Here is a 20,588-nt window from a genome sequence, read left to right as displayed (position 1 = left end):
AACGCCGCATCGAGCGATGTGAAGTTACCCGGTGCCCCTCCTTCGCCCTGTTGAAACCAACGTGAAATCTACCCCTAGATTTCAAGCGAAACCGGAAACGAATTGATCCGAGATTCAACTTGTAGCCCGCGACATGGCCAACAAAGGTCTGATCAACCATAGATTAGACATTAATAAAATGCCTATGCCGACCATGAAGAGGCTAGATGCAAATCGCAATAAGCAATTTTACACTTAATTTGGATAGCATCAAAACAGCAAAAGTCAAATTCCTATTATGATTTTTTCAGTTCAAAACAGTCTAATTGGAATACAAAAAATCACGGGTAATAAAATACTATGCCAAGTAGTAATGGAAAACGAAGACCCCCCATTATTAGGGGGTAATTCAACTTCAAATTTTCTTTAGGTCATCAACTACCGATTTATCAGCAAGTGGATAACCTGCCTTGTGTGCAGCCATTGCAAGAAGATGTGCGGAGACCGGTGCTGTCAGAACAAAGAAAAAGAAACCGGCAAGTGCCCGTGCCAGCGTCGATATTTCCGTGGAATGAATGCCGACAGCCAGCAGCAACAGGCCTGAGCCCACCGTTCCCGCCTTGGAAGCCGCATGCATGCGGGTGTAGACATCCGGCAGGCGATTAAGCCCGATTGCCGCAATCAGCGAGAAGGCGGCACCTGAGACCGTCAGTGCCGCAACCAGAATAGCCACGATCCAGCCCATCATCGCCCGCCCCTTCTTTTTCCACGCCTGGATACTTGTTTTTCAGGCTTTTCAACGACTTCCGATGCCCGCTCGCCGTCCAGAACAGCCTTTGTCCTGCGCCTGCCATCTGCACCACGCGACAGGACGAAGCGGGCAAAGGCCACCGTTGCGAGAAAACCCACCAGTCCGAGCGCAATGGCGATATCGACATAAAGATCGACGCCGGTGCGGATGGCGATGACCGCTATGAAGCCGATGGCGATGCCGACAAGCATGTCGAGCGCGACGATTCGGTCCGGCAAGGTCGGACCGACGACGACGCGATATACTGTCAGCAAAAAGGCAGCGGACAGTACAACCGTGGCAAGTACAGTTGCAAATGAAACTATGAGTTCCGGCGTCATCCCTGAAACGCCTCCATGATCTTTTTTTCGAAGCCGTTTCTGATGTCATTCTTGGCGGCTTCGATATTGCTGCAATCGATCGCGTGGACGTAGAGCGTTGTTTTATCCTCGGAAACATCGACCGAAAGTGTGCCGGGGGTCAGCGTGATGAGATTGGCAAGCAGCGTGATCTCAAAATCCGTCGTGAGCCTGAGCGGATAGGCGAAGATACCGGGCTGCACATCGAGCTTCGGCCGCGTCACCATCACCGCCACTTTCCAGGCCGACAGCGCCAGCTCCTTGAAGAACAGCAGCAGCAGCGACAGCACGCGGAGGGGACGCAGCCGATGACGGCCGCCCTTGGGGATCTGGTGACGGATAAGGCCGAGCGCCAGCGCCGAGACGATGAGGCCGAAGAGAATGTTCGCCGGCGTGACGCTGCCGCTTACGGAGAGCCATACGCCAACGAAGAGCAGTAACAGGATGTAGCGGCTCATGGTCTGCTCCCTTCGGAAAACACCGACTGGATATAGGCTTCGGGGTTGCCAAGCCCCGCCGCCGCCTGCTGGCTGAGATTGAGCAGGCTTTCCGGAAACAGACCGAAGAATACCACCAGCAATGTCAGCCCGACCAGCGGGACGAAAGAAGGGGCCGCCAGAGGCGACGCAGGCAGCGACGGCGCCTGGCCGGTTGAGGCCACTGCCGGGCGCCAGAAACATAAGAGGAAGACCCGCCCGAAGGCGATGGTGGCGATGAAGCCGGACAGGAGAAGGGCGGCGGCAAGCCACCAGGCGCCGATATCGATCGCCGATTTGACGAGAACCACCTTCGGCCAGAAGCCGGAAAACGGCGGCAGGCCGGAACCGGCGAAAAACAAGGCGAGCGCAAGGCCCGAAAACCACGGCGCCTGCCGATAAAGGCCACCGAGCGAAGTCAGGGTAAAACTGCCGCCAAGGCGGGCAGCGTGGCCGGCGGCGAGATAAAGCGCCGTCATCAGCACCATGGAGTGCAGCGCGTAAAAGATCGCGCCAGCAACGCCGGAGGGCGTGCCGATGGCGATGCCCGCCATCATGTAACCGATACCTGATATGACGATGTAACCGAGCATGCGGCGGATATCGTTCTGTGCCAGCGCACCCATGGCGCCGAGCACCATTGTCAGCGCCGCAGAGATGGCGATGACGATACTCAGCTCCTCCCGCTCGACCGGAAACAGCATGACCATGACGCGTAGCAGCGCGTAGATGCCGACCTTGGTGAGCAGGCCGCCGAACAGGGCGGAGACGACGATGCGCGGCGTGTGATAGGAGGCGGGCAGCCAGAAATTCACCGGAAAGGCCGCCGCCTTCATGGCGAAGGCGAGAGCAAACAGGCTGGCAAGCGTCATCAGCGGAGCCGTGCCGCGCAACTGCGTCGCCTTCAGCGCGATATCGGCCATATTGAGCGTGCCGAAGATGGCATAGAGATAACCGACCGTGATCAGGAACAGCGTCGTGCCGATGAGGTTGAGGATGGCGTATTTCAGCGCGCCATCGATCTGCTCGCGTGTGGAGCCCAGCACGATGAGGCCGAAGGACGAGATCAGCAGCACCTCGAACCAGACATAGAGGTTGAAGAGGTCGCCGGTCAGGAACGCACCGGTGACACCCGCCATCAACAGCATCAGGAATGGATAAAAACCGTATCGCCTGCCGCTGGCGTCTATATCGGCGCTGGCATGGATGGCACCGGCCAGCGCTACGATGGCGGCGGCGAGCGACAGCAGCGTGCCGGTCAGATCAGCCGTAAAGGCAATGCCGAAGGGTGGCAGCCAGCGGCCCATGACCATGGTGAACGGCCCTTGGGTCACCACCTTCCACAGAAGCGCGGCATCGAGCAGTACCAGCAGAACAAGTGCCGTGATTGCGATGGGCGCATGCAGACGCATGGTGTGGCGCAGCATCATCAGCACCGCACCTGCGCCGATTGAGAGTGCGACGGGAAGGATGATCAGCCAGTCGGATAGCGGCACGGGTGCCGTGACCAGCGCTGCGGAAAGATCTGATATTGCGGAAGTGGTGGATGAAGCCATGTGTCTGTGCCCCGCCCCGCTCAATAACCGAGCGGCGGCAAAGGCTCGCCTGCAGGTTCTGCGGTGCGCATTTCGTCGGTGTCGTCGGTCTGCAATTCCTGGAACGCGCGCCAGGTCAGCACCAGCACGAAACAGAAGAAGGAAAAGGAAATGACGATTGCCGTGAGGATAAGCGCCTGCGGCAGCGGATTGGCGGCACCGGCCGGCAGCGTGTCCATGCCGGGCGGAATGATCGGCGGCACTTCGCGCGTCAGCCTTCCCGCCGTGAACAGCAGGAGGTTGACTGCGTTGCCGAGAATGGCGATGCCGAGCAGCATGCGGATGCTGTGACGCGAGAGCATGAGATAGATCGCCACCGAAAAGAAGATGCCGACGAGAATGGAGAAAACCGCTTCCATCAGTCGCTATCCCTTTCTTCCAGAGCCAGCGCAATGGAGGTGATGGCACCGACCACCACGAGATAAACGCCGATATCGAAGGACATGACGGTGGAGAGCGGCACTTCCACACCGAGCAGGCTCGGATAGACCCACAGCCCGGTCATGAAGGGCACGCCCGCTGCAATCGACACCAGACCAGACAACATCGCCAACAGCAGCCCTGCGCCGGCAATGGACAGCGGATGGTACACGATGGCGCGCCTGACTGCGGCCACACCATAAGCGATGCCGTAGATCGCCAGCGCCGAGACCGCAATCAACCCGCCGATGAAACCGCCGCCCGGCTCGTTATGGCCGCGAAGCAATACGAAGATGGAAAACAGCACCATGAGGCTGGTGACTACGGGGGCGACGGTGCGCAGGATAAGCGTGTTCAAGCCCGCACTCCCTTCTTCTTCGCTATTTTTGCTGGTCCCTTGATGGCAGCAGCCGGGCGGATGCGGATGAGCGCGAGAATGGCCAGGCCTGTTATCATCACCACCGCAATCTCGCCCAGCGTATCCGTGCCGCGGAAATCGACGATGATGACGTTCACCACATTCGCCCCGTGGGCGATGACCTTGGAATAGGTGTTGTAGAAATCGGTGAGGCGATTATCGAACGACGCTTCCGTCGCCCGCATCAGGAACAGGGCAAAGCCGGTTCCGCAGGCAATGGCGATGGTGCTGTCCAGAAGCTTCTGGCCAGGGCCGCGGTGGTCTGACGGCGACAGGCGAAGCCGTGTCATCACCAGCGTCAGAATGACCACGGAGAGGGTTTCGACCATGAATTGCGTAAACGACAGATCGGGCGCGCCGAACAGCAGGAAGATGACCGCCACCGCAAACCCCTGAATGCCGAGCGCGATGATGGCCGTAAGCCGGCTGGACGCCGTGAGCACCGCTACAAGGCCCGCAACCGCGATGCCAATGAAGGTCAGCTCATGGATTTTCATGTCGTGCGGCCACGCCGGCATGGACGGCAGTTCGCCGTAGAGAAACAGCGGCGCAAGCAGCACCACGGCAATGACGGCGAAAGTGGCGGTGACGTAAAATTCCAGCCGGCCGGGCTGGATAAGCCTGACCACATGGAACGAGATTTTGACCAGCGTTTCGATGAAAACATCGAAGCCCCTGTCCGGCCCCGCACCCAGCGCCTTGAAGGTGCGCACCATCAGGCCGCGAACGGCGGAAAGCTGCGTATAGAGGACGATGCCGAGCGCGATCGTCAGCAGCGACAGGCCGAGCGGCACGCCGATATGGGGAATGAGCGAGATTTCCACCGGGCGCGCCTCACCCGCGATCGCGCTTGCCATCGGCGTCGAAATGTAGAAATGCGAAAGGCCAGCGAAGAGAGCGATGGTCAGCCCCTTTATCGCCAGCAGCGCCGGGCCGAGCCACAGCAGCAGTGGTCCCTCATGCGCGTGTTTCGGGGTTTTCACGGGCTTGCCGAGGAAAGGTTTCAGCGCCACGGCAAAAGCGACGGCAAACATCAGCGCATTGCCGAGAATGGCGATGCCGGTGAACAGCACGGCACGCGGATTGCCATGCGCCAGCGCATAATAAATCTCTTCCTTGGCGAGAAAGCCGAAAAAGGGCGGCAGGCCGGCCATGGAGATGGCCGCAGCAAGTGCTGCCGCAAAGGTGATCGGCATGGCTTTTTGCAAGCCGCCGAGCTTCGTCACATCGCGGGTTCCGGTCTCGTGGTCGATGATACCGGCGACCATGAACAGTGCGCCCTTGAACAGCGAATGCGCCACCAGATAAAGCACAGCCGCCTCGATCGCGTGGTCCGAACCGAAGCCCGTCAGCATCACCAGCAGACCGAGCGAGGACATGGTGGTATAGGCCAGCATCAGCTTCAGGTCGGTCTGGCGCACGGCCAGCAGCGCGCCGGTCAGCATGGTCAACCCGCCGAAGAACGGCAGCAGGATCTGCCAGGCAGCGGTATCGCCGAGAACGGGGTTGAGGCGCATCAGAAGATAGACGCCTGCCTTCACCATGGTCGCCGAATGCAGATAGGCCGAAACCGGCGTTGGTGCCTCCATCGCGTTGGGCAGCCAGAAATGAAACGGAAACTGCGCCGATTTGGTGAAGGCGCCGCCGAGCACCAGCAGCAGCGCAGCCAGATAGAACGGGCTGTCGCGCAATATATCGCCGCCACGCACCAGCATGGACAATTGCGTCATGCCGCTCATGTCCCAGATGAAGATCAACCCGGCGAGCAGCAGCAGACCGCCGCCACCCGTTACCACCAGCGCCTGCAAGGCGGCACGGCGTGCGGCCGGGCGCGCATGGTCGAAGCCGATCAGCAGGAACGAGGTTATCGAGGTCAGTTCCCAATAAACGAACAGCATCAACAGGCTGTCGGACACCACGACGCCCAGCATCGCGCCCATGAACAGAAGCAGGAAAGACAGGAAGCGGCCCTGCTGCGGATGCCCCTTCATGTAACCGCCGGCATAGAGCACGATCAGCAGACCTATACCGGTGATCAGAAGTGCAAAGGTCAGCGACAGGCCGTCGATGAACCACGAAAAGCTGAGGTTGAAACTTGGAACCCAGACGTAACCGCCCGTGACCACACCGCCAGCCGCCACCTGCGGCAGCATCAGTGCGAAATGGACAAAAGCCAGCGCGGGCGCGATCGCCAATATCCACGCGGCATTGTGACCTAATCTTTTCACCAGCATCGGTGCGGCAAGCGCTGCCAGAAACGGCAAAAACAGCGACAGGAATGTCAGCTGCGTGACATCGGGTGTCATTCACATCTCCCAGGGCTTCCCCTACCCCTGTACGCCCATCAATGGCGTTCTTTTCAAATCGTATTTTTCAGTTAAGGCATAGACACCGGCATCTCAACCCAAATCGACTCTCACACCTGCCCATAACGTACTCGTTATGACAGCTGCCCTCTTTCAATCGGCAGCGGCGATGCCTATTTCTGGCAGGAACAGAAAGGATCATTCCATGAGCGATCTGACATCCCCGAAAGTGAACAAGAGCGATGCCGACTGGCGCGAGCAGCTGACGCCGGAGCAATATCGCATCCTGCGTGAACACGGCACCGAGCGCCCATTTACCGGTCCCTACTGGGACACGTTCCAGAAAGGCCTCTATCGCTGCGCCGCCTGCGACGAACCGCTGTTCCTCTCCGATACCAAATTCGATGCAGGTTGCGGCTGGCCGAGCTATTTCGAACCGGTGAAACCGGGTGCGGTAACGGAACATCGCGATGCGACGCTTGGCATGGTGCGCACCGAAATCCGCTGCGCCAATTGCGGCGGCCACCTCGGCCACGTCTTCCCGGACGGCCCACCGCCCACCGGCCTGCGTTATTGCATCAACGGCCATTCGATGGTGTTCGAACCGATCTGATGAGAGACGGGTAACGGCCGGCTGCCTGCCGACCGTTGTTGCGAAGAAAATGACCGTCTCGACAGCCGGACCGGAGAGTGAGATTATCGCGATCTCACTCCTTCCGGATCACCATCATGGCGCTCGAAACCATCCTCATTTTCATTCCCGCCTGCTTTGCCCTGAACATGGCGTTCGGGCCCAACAATCTCCTGTCGATGACGGTTGGTGCGCGATACGGAATGGCAACGGCAGTGATGGCCGCGAGCGGCCGGCTGGTTGCGTTTGCGGGCATGATCGCGATCGCCGCTTTGGGCCTCGGCGCACTTTTGATGGCTTCCGAAATGATGTTTTCGCTGATCAAATGGATCGGCGTTCTCTACCTGCTGTGGATCGGCTTCAAGCTCATCCGCTCAAGGGCGGATGTCACCGCTCCCGATATCTCCTCGGATAACGGAAATATTCTCAAGACCTATCTGCGGCAGGAGTTTTTTGTCGCCTCCGGCAATCCGAAGGCCATCCTGATCTTCACGGCCTTTTTCCCGCAATTCATCCAGCAGGACGCCTATTGGCAGAGCTTCGCCACGCTCGGCGCAATTTTCCTGCTGCTCGAGGTGGTGGCGATCACCGTTTATGCCTTTGTCGGTTCGCGACTGTCCGGTCTTATGCGCAATGCGCGCGCCCTGAAGCGCGTCAACCGGATCAGCGGCTCGATGATGATGGCTTTCGGCGTCATGCTGGCCTTCGCCCGGCGCCCCGCCTGAGAGAAATCCCGGCCTGCGTCCTAGTTCAGTTTAAGCTCCATGCAGGTAAGGTCCAGCCAGCGGCCGAACTTGGTGCCCACTTCCGAAAACCGGCCGGCAACGGTGAAACCGAGGCTTTCGTGCAGGCGGATGGAGGCGGCGTTTTCCGATTCGATCGCGGCGATCAGCACATGTACATCGTTACCGGAGGCGTGGTCGATGAGCGCCTGCATCAGCCGCTTGCCGATGCCGTGGCCGCGCGCGTCCTTGTGGACATAAACCGAATGTTCGCGGGTGTGGCGATAGCCGTCGAAGGCGCGCCAGTCGCCATAGGAAGCATAGCCGGCGACCTTGCCGTCAAGAATGGCGACGATCACAGGAAAGCCGCGGGACTTGCGGGCGGAAAACCATTCCTTGCGGTTTTCCAGATCGACCAGCACTTCGTTCCAGATCGCCGTCGTGTTCAGGACCGCGTCGTTGTAAATCTCCATGATGCCGGAAAGATCGTCCACGGTGGCATCGCGCAGTTCCAAACTCATTATCGTTCGCCCTCTTTCCTGTCTGCATCGCGCGCCTGACGTTCCGGGACACGACCTTCAGGTGAGCATTAGGCGATGACGCGGACGGCTGTCCAGTGCTCTCTAGCTCAGGAAGACATGGGAACGAGGCTGAAGGAAGTGACCACGGCAAAATAGTGGACAACAGCGGCGGCAACGACGAAACCGTGCCAGATGGCGTTCTGGAATCGCAGCTTTTCCCAGACATGGAAGACCACGCCGAGCGAATAGATGACACCGCCAGCGACAATCAGCCAGAGCGTGACGGGGGCCAGATGCGTCGAGAGCGGCTGCACCACCATGATGCCGCTCCAGCCCATGGCGAGATAAAGGCCGATGGCGACCCGGTCGTAACGGCCGGGAAACACGCATTTGAGCAATATGCCGCAGATGGCTGCAAGCCAGATCAGCCCCAGCATGGTGGCAATCAGCGGCTCGTGGATACCGCGCATCAGGAACGGCGTGTAGGTGGCGGCTATCAGGATGAAGATCGCCGAGTGATCCAGCCGGCGCAGGAACCATTTTACGTTCGAATGCGGCCAGATATTATAGGTGAAGGACACGGAAAGGCAGGCGACGAGGCCAAGACCGTAAATCCAGGCCGCCGCAATGGCGCTGAGGCTGCCCCAGACGGTCGCGTAAAAAATCAACGCCGTGGCGCCGACCAGCGCGAACACAATGCCGACGCCGTGCACGATGCCGTCGGCGACGATCTCATGAAAATCATACTGGCGCCCAAACCGCCACACGTTACTCATAGTCCATATCCATTTGCCTGCTTCGGCTGAAGCATGACGGCAATATTAGACAGGAACAAGACAGCAGCGTGTTAACGGCGATCAAATTGCGTTCCGGGCTGTTGCGAAAGGAGAGGTTGAGTGGCGGCCTCGCCGTTTCCCTCATTCCTGCGCTTGTTATAGGAATGAGGAGGGAAAAAGGAGCGCCCTCACAAGGCCGCAGCGCATTCCTGGCAGAACGGCGTATAGGGCACGGCTTTCAGGCGGTCTTCCGAAATTTTCTTGCCGCATTTGACGCAGGTGCCGTAGGTGCCGTTCGCGATGCGGTCGAGTGCGGCGTCGATGGCGCGCAACTCGTCCTGGCCCACCTGCCCTATTTCATCCAGCACCTCGTCATTGCTGCGTTCAGCGGCGCGGTCGTCGTCATCGGGGTTGCGCGGTTCTTCGAAATCCGCCTCGATTTTGTGCAGGCGGCTGTAAAGCTCGCGCTGGCGGTCGCGCAGGATTTTCTCATAACCTTCGACATTCATGGTCTTCTCCTCCAGCCGGTGCGGGCGAAAATCGCCCGCAACCCCAAGATTTCAACTCACTTTATCTGTCGATCAGCACCGAGCACTTGGCATGGCGCACCACGCGGTCGGCGGTGGCGCCGATGAAATAATTGGTAAAATCAGGCATATGCGATGCGATGATGATGAGATCAGCCTTGTGCTCTTCGGCGGCGGCAATGATTTCACGCGCCGGTGCGCCGCTTCTGATTTCGTGCTTGCCCTTGAAGCCGGCCTTCGCCTGAATATCCGCAAGTTTCGTCTTGGCATCCTTGATGGCATTTTCGATGAGGTCGACGGGCAGGTCGATCGCCATATAGCCGGGCAGTTCCTCAACCACATTGATGAGGACGATCTCGCCATCGGCATCCAGCAGCGCCCTAGCCTTGGCGAGAATCTTCTCTCCCTTGTCGATGGCGCTGAGGTCTACCGGTACGATGATTTTCTTGTACATGGCTATCTCCTTTGGCGTAATCTGCCGTTCACGTGTCGGGCTCATATTTCCCTGCCGATGCGCCCTTCGCCTTGATTGAAGTCAAAGCCGCGTCGGGGCAGCAACAGGGGCATTGTCAACGAATAGTGGACGGTCAATCGCCAGATGGCGATCTTTGCTGAACGACAAAACCCGCCCATATTCACCACAAATGAACGCCGCAAAGCGGCGCCGGCTGATGCAGACGCGCAAATCCGCGTCGTCAGCACGCCGGATTCAATATGGAGATTATGATGAGTGAAATCAAACAATTCGCCCTGACGCGGCCGGCTTATGTCGGTCAGGCTCATCTTGTCGTTCACGATCTGCCGCGCATTTCGGAATTCTACCAGAAAATCATCGGTCTTTCCGTCATCGAGAAAAGCCCGAGCGGCGAGGTTCTTGGTGTCAACGGCCAGCCGCTGCTGACGCTTTCCACCTCCGGCACGGTTGAACGCGCGCCGCGCAATGCCGCAGGCCTGTTCCACACCGCCTTCCTGATGCCGCGCCGCGAGGATCTGGCCCATTGGCTGGCCCATGCCGCGCACAACAATATCCAGCTTCAGGGCGCATCCGACCATCTGGTGAGTGAAGCGATCTATCTCGCCGATCCCGAAGGCAACGGCATCGAGGTCTATCGCGACCGGTCGCCGTCGGAATGGACCTACCAGCAGGACGGCACGGTGGAGATGGCCACGCTCCGCCTCGACCTACAGGCGCTGTATGACAGTGCGCCGAAAACGGCGTTCGAGGGCACCGCCGATGGAACGGCCATCGGCCACATGCATCTGCAGGTCGGCAATATTCCGCAGGCGGATGAGTTTTATCAGGATGTGCTGGGGTTGAAGATCATGGCGCGTTATCCGGGTGCCAGCTTCTTCGGCTCGGGCGCTTATCATCACCATGTGGCCGCCAATATCTGGAACAGCCGTGGCGCCACGGCCCGCAAGGACAATATGACCGGCCTTTCGGGCTACTCGCTGAAGTTCAACGACAGTGCGGCGCTCGATACGGCAATGGCCGCTCTCGACCGGCTGGAAATAGCTACGGAACAGCAGAGCGACGGTATCGTTCTCAAAGATCCGTGGGGCATAGGCCTAAAGCTTTCCGCGTAAAGACGACGGGGCGGCAGAAATTTTTGCCGCTCCGGAACCGCCTCATTTTTCGAACGTTTGACGTCTTATTGGGGGACAGTTCGATGAATGAAAATGCCAGGCCGGAAAAAACCGGCATATTGGGCAATATCGGGCGGCGCGCCGCAAACGCTCCGTCGACGAGGGCCGACCCTTTCGAGGGTCTGGCGTCCGGGTCGCACCGTGACGACGCGCGCAGCCAGCAACCGCTCGGCCGCGAAGCGCTTGATGTGGCCGTCGCATGGTCGGTTATCGGCATTTTTCTCGTCGTGATGATGGCGGTCATTCACGAATTGTCGCTGATCCTCATACCGGTGGTGCTGGCGATTGTCGTGGGCATGATCCTCGGCATCGCGGCGGAAAAGCTCAGTTCATATGGCATTCCCGGTGCCGGTGTGGCGGTCATTCTCTCCGGCCTTGTCGCTGCCGTCATGTTTTTCGTGATCAATTCGCTGATCGACCCGTTGTCGCAGCTCGCCTCCGAAGGACCGGCGCTGATCGAACGCAGTATGGACCGCTTCCTGCCCTATCTTCAAAGCATCCGATGGCTGAACATTTCGGCAGCGACCTTCAGCATGGGGTCGATTTCGATGGAGTCGCTGATTTCGCGCAGCGGCGAGATCATTTCCCTGCTCGGTTCCAACGTCACCCCCGCAGTCGTTCAGGGCATGATCTTCCTCGCCGCGCTGTTGATGTTCCTCTACAGCCGCCTGCGGCTGCGCAAGGCGATCATCATGGCCTTTCCGGCCCGGCACCAGCGTCTGAGGGCCATTCGCATCATCGCTTCGGTGGAAGAAGTGCTCGGCACCTATTTTGCCACGGCAGCGCTGATCTATGCGGCGCTGGGCGTGACGATGGTGGCGATCGCCTATTTCGGTGGGCTGGCCATGCCGCTTCTATGGGGGCTTTTCGCCTTCCTTTCCAGCTTCGTGCCGTTTCTCGGCATCACCGCCATGACGGTGTCGCTCGCGGTGGCAGGCATCATCACGCATGACAACATGATGCTGGCGCTGCTGCCATCCGCAATCTTCTTCACCATTCACCTGTTGATGGAAAACCTGGCCTTTCCGGCGGTGGTGGGTCGCAACATGGAGATCAACCCCTTCCTCGTGTTCGTGATGATCATCTTCTGGACGTGGATGTGGGGTGCTGCGGGCGCCATGCTGGCACTGCCGCTGTCGCTGATCGCCATGACAGTAACGCGCGAGCTGTTTCCCTCACGTCGCATCGTTCCAAACCTGCCGGCCTGAAGGCCGGTCAGGAGGCGAGAGGGATGCGGAGCTTATCGGCCATGCGCCGCTCGTGCTCGATCAGCCATTTCTTCCGCCACAGCCCACCGCCATAACCGGTCAGGCTGCCATCTGCGCCCAGCACCCGGTGGCAGGGAACGACGATGGCAATCTGGTTGGCGCCATTGGCGCGGGCGACGGCACGCACGGCGGATGGCCGTTCCATCGACGTCGCAAGCGAAGAATAGCTGACGATCTCTCCCGCCGGTATCTCTCGCAATGCGTGCCAGACATCGCGCTCGAAGGGTGTGCCGTGTCCGGCAAGCCGGGTTTCGAAGTCAGCCGAGTGTCCGGCGAAATAGGCTGCGAGTTCTGCTGCGATCTGGCCGGTGACCGGCGTCCTGCCCAGCACCATATCCGCGCCGGTGCGGGCCTTCAGCCGCTTCAATTCGGCCGGAAGCGCTGGCCGGTCGGCGAATTCGAGAAGATGCAGGGCGTGATCATCGGCAACGACCAGCATCGGGCCGATCGGCGTGTCGATCCAGTCCCCCTTCAGGAACCCCTTGCCCTTCATGGCGGCGGGAGAGGTGCCGAAGAACTGGTTGATGGCCGAGCGGAAACCGCTGCCGGATTCATATCCGGCATCGATCTGCGCGCCGATCACGGCTTCTCCTGATGCAAGGCTCGTCGCCGCATCTCCCAGCCGCCGCAATCTTGCGATTTCCAGAAAACTCATACCGAAACGGCGTTTGAAGGTGCGACGCACGGTGGAAGGGTCATGGCCCATCGCCACCACATCCTCCTCGCGCCAACGCCGCGCCGGTTCGTTTTCCAGCGCCATCAGAAGCGTGGTGACGGTTTCATCCGCCGTGCCATAGGAAAGCATCGGCTTGCAGCGCTTGCAGGGGCGGAAGCCAGCTTCCAGACATTCGGCGATGGTTTCGCGAAACCGGCAGTTTTCGATCTTCGGCTTTCGCGCCGTACAGGTAAAGCGACAAAAAATCTTCGTCGAGGTCACGCACACATAGGCCACGCCCTCATAGGCGGGGTCCTTGTTCACAAGGGCGGAATATAAGGTTTCGGTGTCGGGGCGTTTGAACAGCATGGGAGGATGCTAGCGCAAATTTGAGCGGTATGCCGCCGAAAAACGGGCGTGGATGTGGGATGCGCAGTTCCTCATTCCCGTGCTTGTTACAGGAATGAGGAGAGAGCCGCCCGGCTCAATTGCCCGGCGGCGTAAACGACGGGTCGTCCAGCCTTGTGAACACGACGCCGCGCGCCTTCAGCGCCAGAAGGCCCCTCACCACGCCCTCACCCGCTTCGTGGGTGGGCTGGTTGATGTGGGAGATGATGACGTCGCCGTCCCTGGCCGAAGCGATGTGCTTTGCCGTGGCGGCCGCGCCCAGAAGCGAGCCGCCATCGCCATTGACGGAATAACCCGCCACCCGCATGCCGAGCCTGTTGATGGTGGCCATGGACGAGGTGGTGTATTTCGCCGTGGCACCGCGAAACCATTGCGGTTGAAGACCGGTCATCGCGACAATTGCCAGCCTGCCGCCCTCGACCTCCTGCTCGACTGCCGCTTCCGAACCGGCAGCGGCAATGCCGTAGATGGCAACGGGCTTATCCACCGCGGGCACATGGTTTTCGCCGTGGTTTTCGATCTCGAACAGATCCAGATGCGCCATCATTACGGCAAGTGCGTCGCTGTTGTGCTTCAGCCAGCGGGCAGTGACGAAGATCGTTGCCGGTATCTTTTCCTGCACCAGCGTATCGAGAATGCGATGGTCGGTCTTGCCCATGCAGGCGTCCAGAGTCATCGCCACCCGCACCTTCCCGTCATGCCTCGGCGTCATTTTCAGCGTCGGCTCGACGAGACCCGTCCCCGCGAAGGCGGCAGTCGAGAGCGACAGGAAGAGAACGGCAAAGGGCAGGCTACGCAGCATTTTTCAGTTTCCGAAGGGTAAGATGTGGCAATCCGCCTGCAAAACGCCCGAATTATGGCGCGGCTTCCAGCGTGGACAGAGCGTTGAGCACCTCTTCCACCCGCTGGCGCTCCGCGCTGGTGAGCGACAGGATTGGCCGGGGCGGCTCACATGCCGTTACCGACAAAGCATTGGCAGCGGCGTAGACCACGCGGATACTGCCGAATTCCTTAAAGAGCGCCCAGAGCGGCTGGAACGCCAGATCGAGCCTGCGCGTCTCCTCCGCATCCCCGGCCTGAGCGGCGCGCATCAACCGCAATGCCGGAACCGGCAGCAGGCCCGCAACGACGCTGTACCAGGCATCGCCGCCGGCAAGCGTTGCTTCGGCACATCCCCAGTCGCCGCTGTAACCGATGGCGAAATCATCCGTCAGTTTCGGCCGCAGCCGCGCAAGCTCTCCCGCATAGTCGGAATCGGCCGGCAGCGGCATCTTTATGGCACAGATATTCGGGATATAGGCGAGCCTGACCAGAAGCTCATCGCTGAAGGAGAATCGCGTCGTTGTCGGGTTGTTGTAGATGGCAAGCGGCAAATCGGTTGCGCCGGCGACGGCGGCGAAATGGTGATAGGCCTCTTCCTGAGTCAGCGACGTATAGGAAACGGGTGCCAGAAGCAGCGCATCGGCACCGGCAGCTTCGGCATCCTTCGCCAGCGCCACGGCCTCATCGGTGCGCAACGCGCCGACGCCTGCCATCAGCGTGCGCCTGCCCTTGAGGACGGCATGGGCTACCTCAACCGCCCGCCGCCTCTCGGCACGCGACAGATACATATAGGTTCCGGTGCTGCCGAGAATGCCGATGGAATCGACCTCCGCCGCATCCAGCCGCTCGACGAGGGCGGAAAAGGCTTGGCTATCCACCTGCCCGGCCTCGTCAGCGGGCGTGATCGGAAAAGCCGAAAGTCCCTTGAATTGCTTCGCCATGTTCTCGCCCCTCACTTCGATCGAAGGACAGCGTTACAGACCCATTGGCAGGGCGGCAAGAAAAGCGGGGTTTAAACCGGCGACAGCGGACGAAGAATTCCTTGATCAGTCATAAAGATACAACTTCTTCCACTGCTCTTCGGGAATCTTGTCGCCGACACGGTAATCGAAGGACTGGATGGAGAGGCTGTCGCTTTTCAGCTGGCACTTGTATTTGAGCTTGTACCATTCGCCGGCGCTTCTGAAGACTGCACCCGACGCCTTGATCGAATTCTTGCCAACCTCTGGATCACCGAAGGTATAGGCAATGACCTTATCCGGCTTCATGCCCTTCTGCTCGGTCGCGATCCGCTCCATCGCCTCTATGTCGCAACGCTGCTCCAGACGCTCCTCGGGGGCAAGCACGTTCAGCTGCCGCATGACGTTGGCGTCTATTGCGAAAGCGGGTGTAGATGCCTGCAAGGCAAGGAAAAACGCAGAAAGGGCAGCGGGAAGAAACTTTCGCATGGGATCCTGTCAGTTTTCGTTTGTTCTTATCGATGCACGGCAGGCCGGTGGCAGGCGCGTATCATCGCTGATTTGCCGGATATTGCCAAAATGTGATCGAAAACTGACGAAATTGTGCCCGAACGCCATCAAGCCTGTGGAGATTTGAAACTTGATCGGCTGGGAGAGGAATATCGGTTGGGATTCTTTTGAAGTAACCGTCTAAAAATCTTGCCATCCCCCAAAATTTAAAGAATAACTTGAGAAACAAATTTATTTTTCGAATAAATAAAATTCCTATATTAATTTAAATTTCGGTAAATTATGAAAAATACAATTATTAATTTCACGATTATCGCCGCTTTGCTTTCCGGCTGTACCCAGACAGATAAAGAGAACGCTAAATCTCGGCTTTTAAGGACCGTTGCCAACGTCACTCTCGGTGCAGACCTCGCCACGCAGGTGTCGGCGGCAGATACTGAATACAAAGCACTTAATCTCAACAAGGCCTATATAAAGGCGATCGCGACAACCTACCCCATTTCTCACCGACCGGCCGACAAGACATTCGGAAAACTGGGCGATTATGTTGTGGAGTTGAAGAACATTGAGCAAAATCCAGATATTGGCGACATAAATCAGGTTGGACTGACCAAGCAAGTCAATATGTACCTCAATGCCAAGCGGCTTTGCCCGGATCTACACGTTTTTGTAAAGCTATTTGATGACCCTGTTCCGCTCTACGATCCTGTAACAAAGCGGGCCGGTATATTGATAAAATGCGTGCCTTCCGGGCCGGCCAAGCCGGAGCATTGGCTAATGCGCATCGAGGTTCGAAGTTCGGAATATGGACCCAGGGTGGGTATTGGTTACATTGCGAGAGGGAAAGACTAACACGGCCATTCGTGATGAGCAGAACCCGAGACACCACAAGTACCAATCTGAGGTGAGGCGGGGCGGAAAAAAATGTTAGGGTCGTCGCCGACGAATCTTTCCTAGCGCCGTTCATCATACGAAAGCGAGTTTCCCTTGCCGATTTTCAAGAACCTGCCCGCCGCCCCGACCGCCGAAAAACGGCCCGTCCAGGATACGCATCACGGCATCACCCGCACCGACGACTACGCATGGTTCCGGGCCGATAACTGGCAGGCCATGTTCAAGGACCCTACCCTGCTCGACCCAGCCATCCGCGCCCATCTGGAGGCCGAGAACGCCTATATGGAAGCCGCAATGGGCGACACCAAGGCGCTTCAGGAAAAGCTGTTCGAGGAGATGAAAGGCCGTATCAAGCAGGATGATTCCTCTGTTCCGGTCAATGATGGACCTTATGCCTATGGCACGCTGTTCGTGACCGGCGGCGAGCAGCCGCATTATTTCCGCACCCCGCGTGATGGCGGCGACAAGCACGTGCTGCTTGATGGCGACAGGGAAGCGGAAGGCAAGGATTATTTCCGCCTTGCCGGTCTCGACCAGTCCTCCGATCACAGTCACGGCATCTGGGGTTATGACGACAAGGGTTCGGAATATTTCACGCTGCGCATCCGTAATCTCGAAACCGGTGAAGACCTTGCCGATGTCGTGGAAAATACCGGCGGCGGCGGGGCATGGGCGCCTGACGGCAAGAGCTTCTTCTATACGCTGCAGGACGAAAACCACCGCCCCTCGAAGGTCTTCCACCACATTATCGGCGAGCCGCAGTCGGCCGACCGGCTGGTCTATGAGGAGAAGGACCCCGGCTTCTTCATGGGCGTTGGCGCGTCCGTGCTCGACGACTTCATCTTCATCGACATTCACGACCATGAGACCAGCGAATACCGCATTCTTTCCACCAAAGACCTGATGGCCGAGCCTGTCGTGGTTGCGGAGCGCGAGGAAGGTATCGAATATTCGATGTGCGAAGGCGGCGATGTCTTCTACTTCCTCACCAATGAAGGCGATGCCAAGGATTTCCGCATCATGGAAGCGCCGGTTAACGCGCCGGGCAAGGAAAACTGGAAGGAGGTCGTGCCGCATGAGCCGGGTCGCCTCATTCTCTCCGTCGATGCCTATGCCCGCCATCTGATCTGGCTGGAGCGCCGCGACGGCCTGCCGCGCATCGTCATCCGCGATCGCCGCACGGGCGAGGAACATTCCATCGCCTTTGCCGAGGAAGCCTATTCGCTTGGCCTGCATGGCGCTGCAGAATACGACACCGATGTCATCCGCTTCTCCTACTCCTCGATGACGACGCCGAGCCAGTTGTTCGACTACAATATGGTGACGCGCGAGCGCACGCTTCTGAAGACGCAGGAAGTGCCCTCGGGGCACAACCCCGATGATTACATCACTCGCCGCATCATGGCCCCTGCCCATGATGGTGAGCTGGTGCCGGTTTCATTGCTCTATCGCAAGGACGTGCCTCTCGACGGCTCTGCCCCATGCCTGCTCTACGGTTATGGTGCTTACGGCATTACCATTCCCGCCTCCTTCTCCACCACGACGCTGTCTCTGGCGGATCGGGGTTTCATCTATGCCATCGCCCACATTCGCGGCGGCAAGGACAAAGGTTTCGAATGGTATGAAACCGGCAAGATGGAGCATAAGCAGAACACGTTCAAAGACTTCATCGCCGCCGCGGATCATCTTGTACAGGAAGGGTTCACGTCATATGAGCGCATCATTGCCGAAGGCGGTTCCGCCGGCGGCATGCTGATGGGCGCCGTCGCCAACATGGCCCCGGAAAAATTTGCCGGCATCATCGCTGCGGTTCCATTCGTGGACGTGCTGACGACCATGCTTGATGACACGCTGCCGCTAACCCCGCCGGAATGGCCGGAATGGGGCAATCCGCTGGAATCGGAAGAGGAGTATCAGTGGATCGCCGCCTATAGCCCCTATGACAATGTCGGGGAAAAGCCCTATCCGCCGCTGCTTGCGCTTTCCGGCCTCACCGACCCGCGCGTGACCTATTGGGAACCGACCAAGTGGGTGGCGAAACTGCGCGAAAAGACGACTGGGGAAGCCCCGATCCTGCTCAAGACCAACATGGCCGCTGGCCATGGAGGCAAGTCGGGCCGTTTCCAACGGCTGGAAGAAATTGCCTTCGAATATGCCTTCGCACTGAAGGTCGCGGGCAAGGACGCCGTCTGACACGCTGAATGCAGAAACGGGCGGCGATCCAATCGTCGCCCGATCTTATTTTGGACGAAAATACCTGCAAAAATCTCGTTATCGAATATTTTTTCCACAAATTATCAGACGTATCTTTTATTTAAATAGCATCTTCACCGACATTAAATTTTTATTTCCAGTTGCTGCAACTCACAATATATCTTCCGCAAACGCAAATAATTCCCATGTATTGCGTCACCGGAAAAAATGTTCCGGAAATCGAACGCATGGCTGCGTTGCGCCATTTCGCATTGCAATATCACTTTTCGGCCGTATTATCCGGGCCGTTGACATATTCATGCGCCTTTTCGCCGCCTTTCTCGCGGCAATCCTGCAGCACGTCTTGCGGATAATCTTATCGCCGGATTTTTTCGGCTTTTTCATGCGCCATGTCAGTTCGCCCTTGGCAATCCGGGCTTTGCAGTGCTCCCGCTTTGCCAACTGAAAACACTGCATCAGACTTGGAGGTCTCCCATGAAGAAACTCCTGGCCTCGACCATTCTCGTAACGGGCTTTACCATCGCTGCCGGTGCAGCAAATTCCGCCAACGCCGCAGAAACATGCGGCAGCGTCACCATCGCCGAAATGAACTGGGCATCCGCCGGTGTTGCGGCTTATGTCGACAAGTTCATCATGGAAAACGGCTATGATTGCACGGTCAACGTCATCAGCGGCGACACCACTCCCACATTCACCTCCATGAACGAGAAGGGCCAGCCGGATATGGCGCCCGAAATGTGGGTGAATACCCTTGGCGCCCCCTATGAGGACGCCGTCAAGAAGGGCAACCTGATCCAGGAAAGCAAAATCCTGAGTGAAGGTGGCGTTGAAGGCTGGTGGATTCCCAAATATCTCGCCGACGAACACCCTGATATCAAGACAGTTGAGGACGCACTCAAGCATCCCGAGCTTTTCCCGGCGCCGGAAGACGCCAGCAAGGGTGCCGTGTTTGGCTGCCCGCCGGGCTGGGGCTGCCAGCCAACGACCGCCAACCTTTTCAAGGCACGCAAGGCCGACGAGAAAGGCTTCGCCCTGATCGACACCGGCTCCGCTGCAGGTCTCGATGGCTCGATCTCCAATGCCTATGAGAAAAAGCAGGGCTGGCTCGGCTATTACTGGTCCCCGACGGCCATTCTTGGCAAGTACGACATGGTGAAGCTGGACGATGGCGTGGCACTCGACCGCGAGGCCTACGACAATTGCATCGCCAAGCCTGATTGCGCCGATCCCAAGCCAAACGCCTATCCGGTGGCAGAGGTATTCACCGTTGTCACCAAGGACTTCGCCGAGAAGGCCGGTCCTTCCATCGACTATATCCGCAAGCGGCAGTGGGACAACGAGACCGTCGCCAAGGTTCTGGCCTGGATGGATGAAAACCAGGGCACCAACGAAGACGGCGCGGAATATTTCCTCGAGAACAACGAAGATATCTGGACGAAGTGGGTTTCGCCCGAGGTGGCGGAGAAGATCAAGGCTTCGATGTGATTGGTTGGTTGATGGGGGAGTCGGCGCAAGCCGCCTACCCCCCTCTGCCCTGCCGGGCATCTCCCCCACAAGGAGGGAGATCGGCTGGGCGCACCCTTCTCACAAATCCGCAACCTGTTTGATGGGCGAGACTTTGCCTCGGATCAATCTCCCCCCTTGTGGGGGAGATGTCCGGCAGGACAGAGGGGGGTGCCCCGCGCACTCCA

At 58.6% G+C, this 20,588-nt stretch carries 22 protein-coding genes; 7 read left to right on the top strand and 15 right to left on the bottom strand.

Going from position 1 to position 20,588, the window contains the following annotated elements; translation table 11 throughout:
• Positions 1-394: 394 nt before the first annotated feature.
• The 7 genes from mnhG to CRO62_RS22155 are packed head-to-tail and all read right to left on the bottom strand — an operon-like array spanning position 395 to position 6,343.
• Complete coding sequence (mnhG, locus tag CRO62_RS22185; RefSeq protein ID WP_003512029.1) at positions 395-727, bottom strand: monovalent cation/H(+) antiporter subunit G; 333 nt, start codon at positions 725-727, stop codon at positions 395-397.
• Positions 724-1,110, bottom strand: coding sequence for a cation:proton antiporter (locus CRO62_RS22180; protein ID WP_003512027.1), 387 nt, complete (start codon positions 1,108-1,110; stop codon positions 724-726). The genes mnhG and CRO62_RS22180 overlap by 4 nt, the downstream gene beginning before the upstream one ends.
• A complete protein-coding gene (locus tag CRO62_RS22175) occupies positions 1,107-1,586 on the bottom strand; it encodes a Na+/H+ antiporter subunit E (RefSeq protein WP_097101919.1) in 480 nt (159 codons plus the stop codon). Before CRO62_RS22175 ends, CRO62_RS22180 begins: the two co-directional genes overlap by 4 nt.
• On the bottom strand, positions 1,583-3,160 hold the full coding sequence (locus CRO62_RS22170; RefSeq protein WP_097101917.1) for a Na+/H+ antiporter subunit D: 1,578 nt from the start codon (positions 3,158-3,160) through the stop codon (positions 1,583-1,585). Before CRO62_RS22170 ends, CRO62_RS22175 begins: the two co-directional genes overlap by 4 nt.
• 20 nt (positions 3,161-3,180) lie before the next feature.
• Positions 3,181-3,558, bottom strand: coding sequence for a Na+/H+ antiporter subunit C (locus CRO62_RS22165; protein ID WP_097101914.1), 378 nt, complete (start codon positions 3,556-3,558; stop codon positions 3,181-3,183).
• On the bottom strand, positions 3,558-3,977 hold the full coding sequence (locus CRO62_RS22160) for a Na(+)/H(+) antiporter subunit B (RefSeq protein WP_003512013.1): 420 nt from the start codon (positions 3,975-3,977) through the stop codon (positions 3,558-3,560). Before CRO62_RS22160 ends, CRO62_RS22165 begins: the two co-directional genes overlap by 1 nt.
• Positions 3,974-6,343, bottom strand: a complete 2,370-nt coding sequence (locus tag CRO62_RS22155) for a putative monovalent cation/H+ antiporter subunit A (protein ID WP_097101912.1) — start codon at positions 6,341-6,343, stop codon at positions 3,974-3,976. The genes CRO62_RS22160 and CRO62_RS22155 overlap by 4 nt, the downstream gene beginning before the upstream one ends.
• A gap of 205 nt (positions 6,344-6,548) precedes the next feature.
• On the opposite strand from CRO62_RS22155, the gene msrB reads away from it, so the two are divergent.
• Together msrB and CRO62_RS22145 are read left to right on the top strand one after the other, a co-directional pair.
• Entirely contained in the window at positions 6,549-6,956 is a 408-nt protein-coding gene (gene msrB / locus CRO62_RS22150; RefSeq protein ID WP_003512009.1) for a peptide-methionine (R)-S-oxide reductase MsrB, read from the top strand.
• Positions 6,957-7,072: 116 nt separating this feature from the next.
• Positions 7,073-7,699 (top strand): LysE family translocator, encoded by a 627-nt coding sequence (locus tag CRO62_RS22145; protein ID WP_065688115.1) that lies wholly within the window; start codon positions 7,073-7,075, stop codon positions 7,697-7,699.
• Positions 7,700-7,719: 20 nt separating this feature from the next.
• On the opposite strand, the gene CRO62_RS22140 is transcribed toward CRO62_RS22145, so the two are convergent.
• The 4 genes from CRO62_RS22140 to CRO62_RS22125 all read right to left on the bottom strand — a co-directional run bounded on the left by CRO62_RS22140 (position 7,720) and on the right by CRO62_RS22125 (position 9,974).
• On the bottom strand, positions 7,720-8,217 hold the full coding sequence (locus tag CRO62_RS22140; RefSeq protein WP_003512007.1) for a GNAT family N-acetyltransferase: 498 nt from the start codon (positions 8,215-8,217) through the stop codon (positions 7,720-7,722).
• Positions 8,218-8,324: 107 nt separating this feature from the next.
• Positions 8,325-8,993 (bottom strand): PAQR family membrane homeostasis protein TrhA, encoded by a 669-nt coding sequence (trhA, locus tag CRO62_RS22135; RefSeq protein ID WP_013635699.1) that lies wholly within the window; start codon positions 8,991-8,993, stop codon positions 8,325-8,327.
• 188 nt (positions 8,994-9,181) lie between these two features.
• Positions 9,182-9,502 (bottom strand): TraR/DksA family transcriptional regulator, encoded by a 321-nt coding sequence (locus tag CRO62_RS22130; protein ID WP_097101910.1) that lies wholly within the window; start codon positions 9,500-9,502, stop codon positions 9,182-9,184.
• A 61-nt stretch (positions 9,503-9,563) separates the two neighbouring features.
• Entirely contained in the window at positions 9,564-9,974 is a 411-nt protein-coding gene (locus tag CRO62_RS22125; protein WP_003512003.1) for a universal stress protein, read from the bottom strand.
• A 272-nt stretch (positions 9,975-10,246) separates the two neighbouring features.
• On the opposite strand from CRO62_RS22125, the gene CRO62_RS22120 reads away from it, so the two are divergent.
• Together CRO62_RS22120 and CRO62_RS22115 are read left to right on the top strand one after the other, a co-directional pair.
• Entirely contained in the window at positions 10,247-11,107 is an 861-nt protein-coding gene (locus tag CRO62_RS22120; protein ID WP_097101908.1) for a VOC family protein, read from the top strand.
• An 83-nt stretch (positions 11,108-11,190) separates the two neighbouring features.
• Positions 11,191-12,375, top strand: coding sequence for an AI-2E family transporter (locus CRO62_RS22115; RefSeq protein ID WP_097101906.1), 1,185 nt, complete (start codon positions 11,191-11,193; stop codon positions 12,373-12,375).
• A 7-nt stretch (positions 12,376-12,382) separates the two neighbouring features.
• Here CRO62_RS22115 and CRO62_RS22110 read toward each other — a convergent pair whose 3' ends face one another.
• The 4 genes from CRO62_RS22110 to CRO62_RS22095 all read right to left on the bottom strand — a co-directional run bounded on the left by CRO62_RS22110 (position 12,383) and on the right by CRO62_RS22095 (position 15,768).
• On the bottom strand, positions 12,383-13,459 hold the full coding sequence (locus tag CRO62_RS22110) for a bifunctional transcriptional activator/DNA repair enzyme AdaA (RefSeq protein ID WP_097101904.1): 1,077 nt from the start codon (positions 13,457-13,459) through the stop codon (positions 12,383-12,385).
• 115 nt (positions 13,460-13,574) lie between these two features.
• Positions 13,575-14,300 (bottom strand): polysaccharide deacetylase family protein, encoded by a 726-nt coding sequence (locus tag CRO62_RS22105; RefSeq protein ID WP_097101902.1) that lies wholly within the window; start codon positions 14,298-14,300, stop codon positions 13,575-13,577.
• Between the two features lie 52 nt (positions 14,301-14,352).
• Positions 14,353-15,261 carry a dihydrodipicolinate synthase family protein gene (locus CRO62_RS22100; RefSeq protein WP_097101900.1) on the bottom strand — a complete coding sequence of 303 codons (909 nt, stop codon included), beginning with the start codon at positions 15,259-15,261 and terminating at the stop codon, positions 14,353-14,355.
• A 105-nt stretch (positions 15,262-15,366) separates the two neighbouring features.
• Positions 15,367-15,768: a DUF930 domain-containing protein gene (locus tag CRO62_RS22095; RefSeq protein ID WP_003511997.1), complete on the bottom strand. Its 402-nt coding sequence runs from the start codon at positions 15,766-15,768 to the stop codon at positions 15,367-15,369.
• A gap of 303 nt (positions 15,769-16,071) precedes the next feature.
• Here CRO62_RS22095 and CRO62_RS22090 point away from each other — a divergent pair, with 303 nt between their 5' ends.
• The 3 genes from CRO62_RS22090 to CRO62_RS22075 all read left to right on the top strand — a co-directional run bounded on the left by CRO62_RS22090 (position 16,072) and on the right by CRO62_RS22075 (position 20,382).
• Positions 16,072-16,641 (top strand): hypothetical protein, encoded by a 570-nt coding sequence (locus CRO62_RS22090; protein WP_097101898.1) that lies wholly within the window; start codon positions 16,072-16,074, stop codon positions 16,639-16,641.
• Between the two features lie 135 nt (positions 16,642-16,776).
• On the top strand, positions 16,777-18,876 hold the full coding sequence (locus tag CRO62_RS22085; protein ID WP_097101895.1) for a S9 family peptidase: 2,100 nt from the start codon (positions 16,777-16,779) through the stop codon (positions 18,874-18,876).
• 495 nt (positions 18,877-19,371) lie between these two features.
• A complete protein-coding gene (locus tag CRO62_RS22075) occupies positions 19,372-20,382 on the top strand; it encodes an ABC transporter substrate-binding protein (protein ID WP_019564115.1) in 1,011 nt (336 codons plus the stop codon).
• The last annotated feature ends 206 nt before the right edge of the window (positions 20,383-20,588 follow it).

Origin of the sequence: Rhizobium sp. AN6A (genome assembly GCF_900215635.1) — a bacterium.
Taxonomy (GTDB): Bacteria; Pseudomonadota; Alphaproteobacteria; order Rhizobiales; family Rhizobiaceae; genus Agrobacterium; species Agrobacterium tumefaciens.
The sequence above is the reverse complement of the archived record's forward strand: the minus strand, read 5'-3'. Positions and strand labels throughout refer to the sequence as shown.

Coding starts and splice junctions, on each gene's coding strand:
- mnhG (WP_003512029.1), bottom strand. CDS start 727: ATGATGGGCTGGATCGTGGCTATTCTGGTTGCGGCACTGACGGTCTCA.
- CRO62_RS22180 (WP_003512027.1), bottom strand. CDS start 1,110: ATGACGCCGGAACTCATAGTTTCATTTGCAACTGTACTTGCCACGGTT.
- CRO62_RS22175 (WP_097101919.1), bottom strand. CDS start 1,586: ATGAGCCGCTACATCCTGTTACTGCTCTTCGTTGGCGTATGGCTCTCC.
- CRO62_RS22170 (WP_097101917.1), bottom strand. CDS start 3,160: ATGGCTTCATCCACCACTTCCGCAATATCAGATCTTTCCGCAGCGCTG.
- CRO62_RS22165 (WP_097101914.1), bottom strand. CDS start 3,558: ATGGAAGCGGTTTTCTCCATTCTCGTCGGCATCTTCTTTTCGGTGGCG.
- CRO62_RS22155 (WP_097101912.1), bottom strand. CDS start 6,343: ATGACACCCGATGTCACGCAGCTGACATTCCTGTCGCTGTTTTTGCCG.
- msrB (WP_003512009.1), top strand. CDS start 6,549: ATGAGCGATCTGACATCCCCGAAAGTGAACAAGAGCGATGCCGACTGG.
- CRO62_RS22145 (WP_065688115.1), top strand. CDS start 7,073: ATGGCGCTCGAAACCATCCTCATTTTCATTCCCGCCTGCTTTGCCCTG.
- CRO62_RS22140 (WP_003512007.1), bottom strand. CDS start 8,217: ATGAGTTTGGAACTGCGCGATGCCACCGTGGACGATCTTTCCGGCATC.
- trhA (WP_013635699.1), bottom strand. CDS start 8,993: ATGAGTAACGTGTGGCGGTTTGGGCGCCAGTATGATTTTCATGAGATC.
- CRO62_RS22130 (WP_097101910.1), bottom strand. CDS start 9,502: ATGAATGTCGAAGGTTATGAGAAAATCCTGCGCGACCGCCAGCGCGAG.
- CRO62_RS22125 (WP_003512003.1), bottom strand. CDS start 9,974: ATGTACAAGAAAATCATCGTACCGGTAGACCTCAGCGCCATCGACAAG.
- CRO62_RS22120 (WP_097101908.1), top strand. CDS start 10,247: ATGAGTGAAATCAAACAATTCGCCCTGACGCGGCCGGCTTATGTCGGT.
- CRO62_RS22115 (WP_097101906.1), top strand. CDS start 11,191: ATGAATGAAAATGCCAGGCCGGAAAAAACCGGCATATTGGGCAATATC.
- CRO62_RS22110 (WP_097101904.1), bottom strand. CDS start 13,459: ATGCTGTTCAAACGCCCCGACACCGAAACCTTATATTCCGCCCTTGTG.
- CRO62_RS22105 (WP_097101902.1), bottom strand. CDS start 14,300: ATGCTGCGTAGCCTGCCCTTTGCCGTTCTCTTCCTGTCGCTCTCGACT.
- CRO62_RS22100 (WP_097101900.1), bottom strand. CDS start 15,261: ATGGCGAAGCAATTCAAGGGACTTTCGGCTTTTCCGATCACGCCCGCT.
- CRO62_RS22095 (WP_003511997.1), bottom strand. CDS start 15,768: ATGCGAAAGTTTCTTCCCGCTGCCCTTTCTGCGTTTTTCCTTGCCTTG.
- CRO62_RS22090 (WP_097101898.1), top strand. CDS start 16,072: ATGAAAAATACAATTATTAATTTCACGATTATCGCCGCTTTGCTTTCC.
- CRO62_RS22075 (WP_019564115.1), top strand. CDS start 19,372: ATGAAGAAACTCCTGGCCTCGACCATTCTCGTAACGGGCTTTACCATC.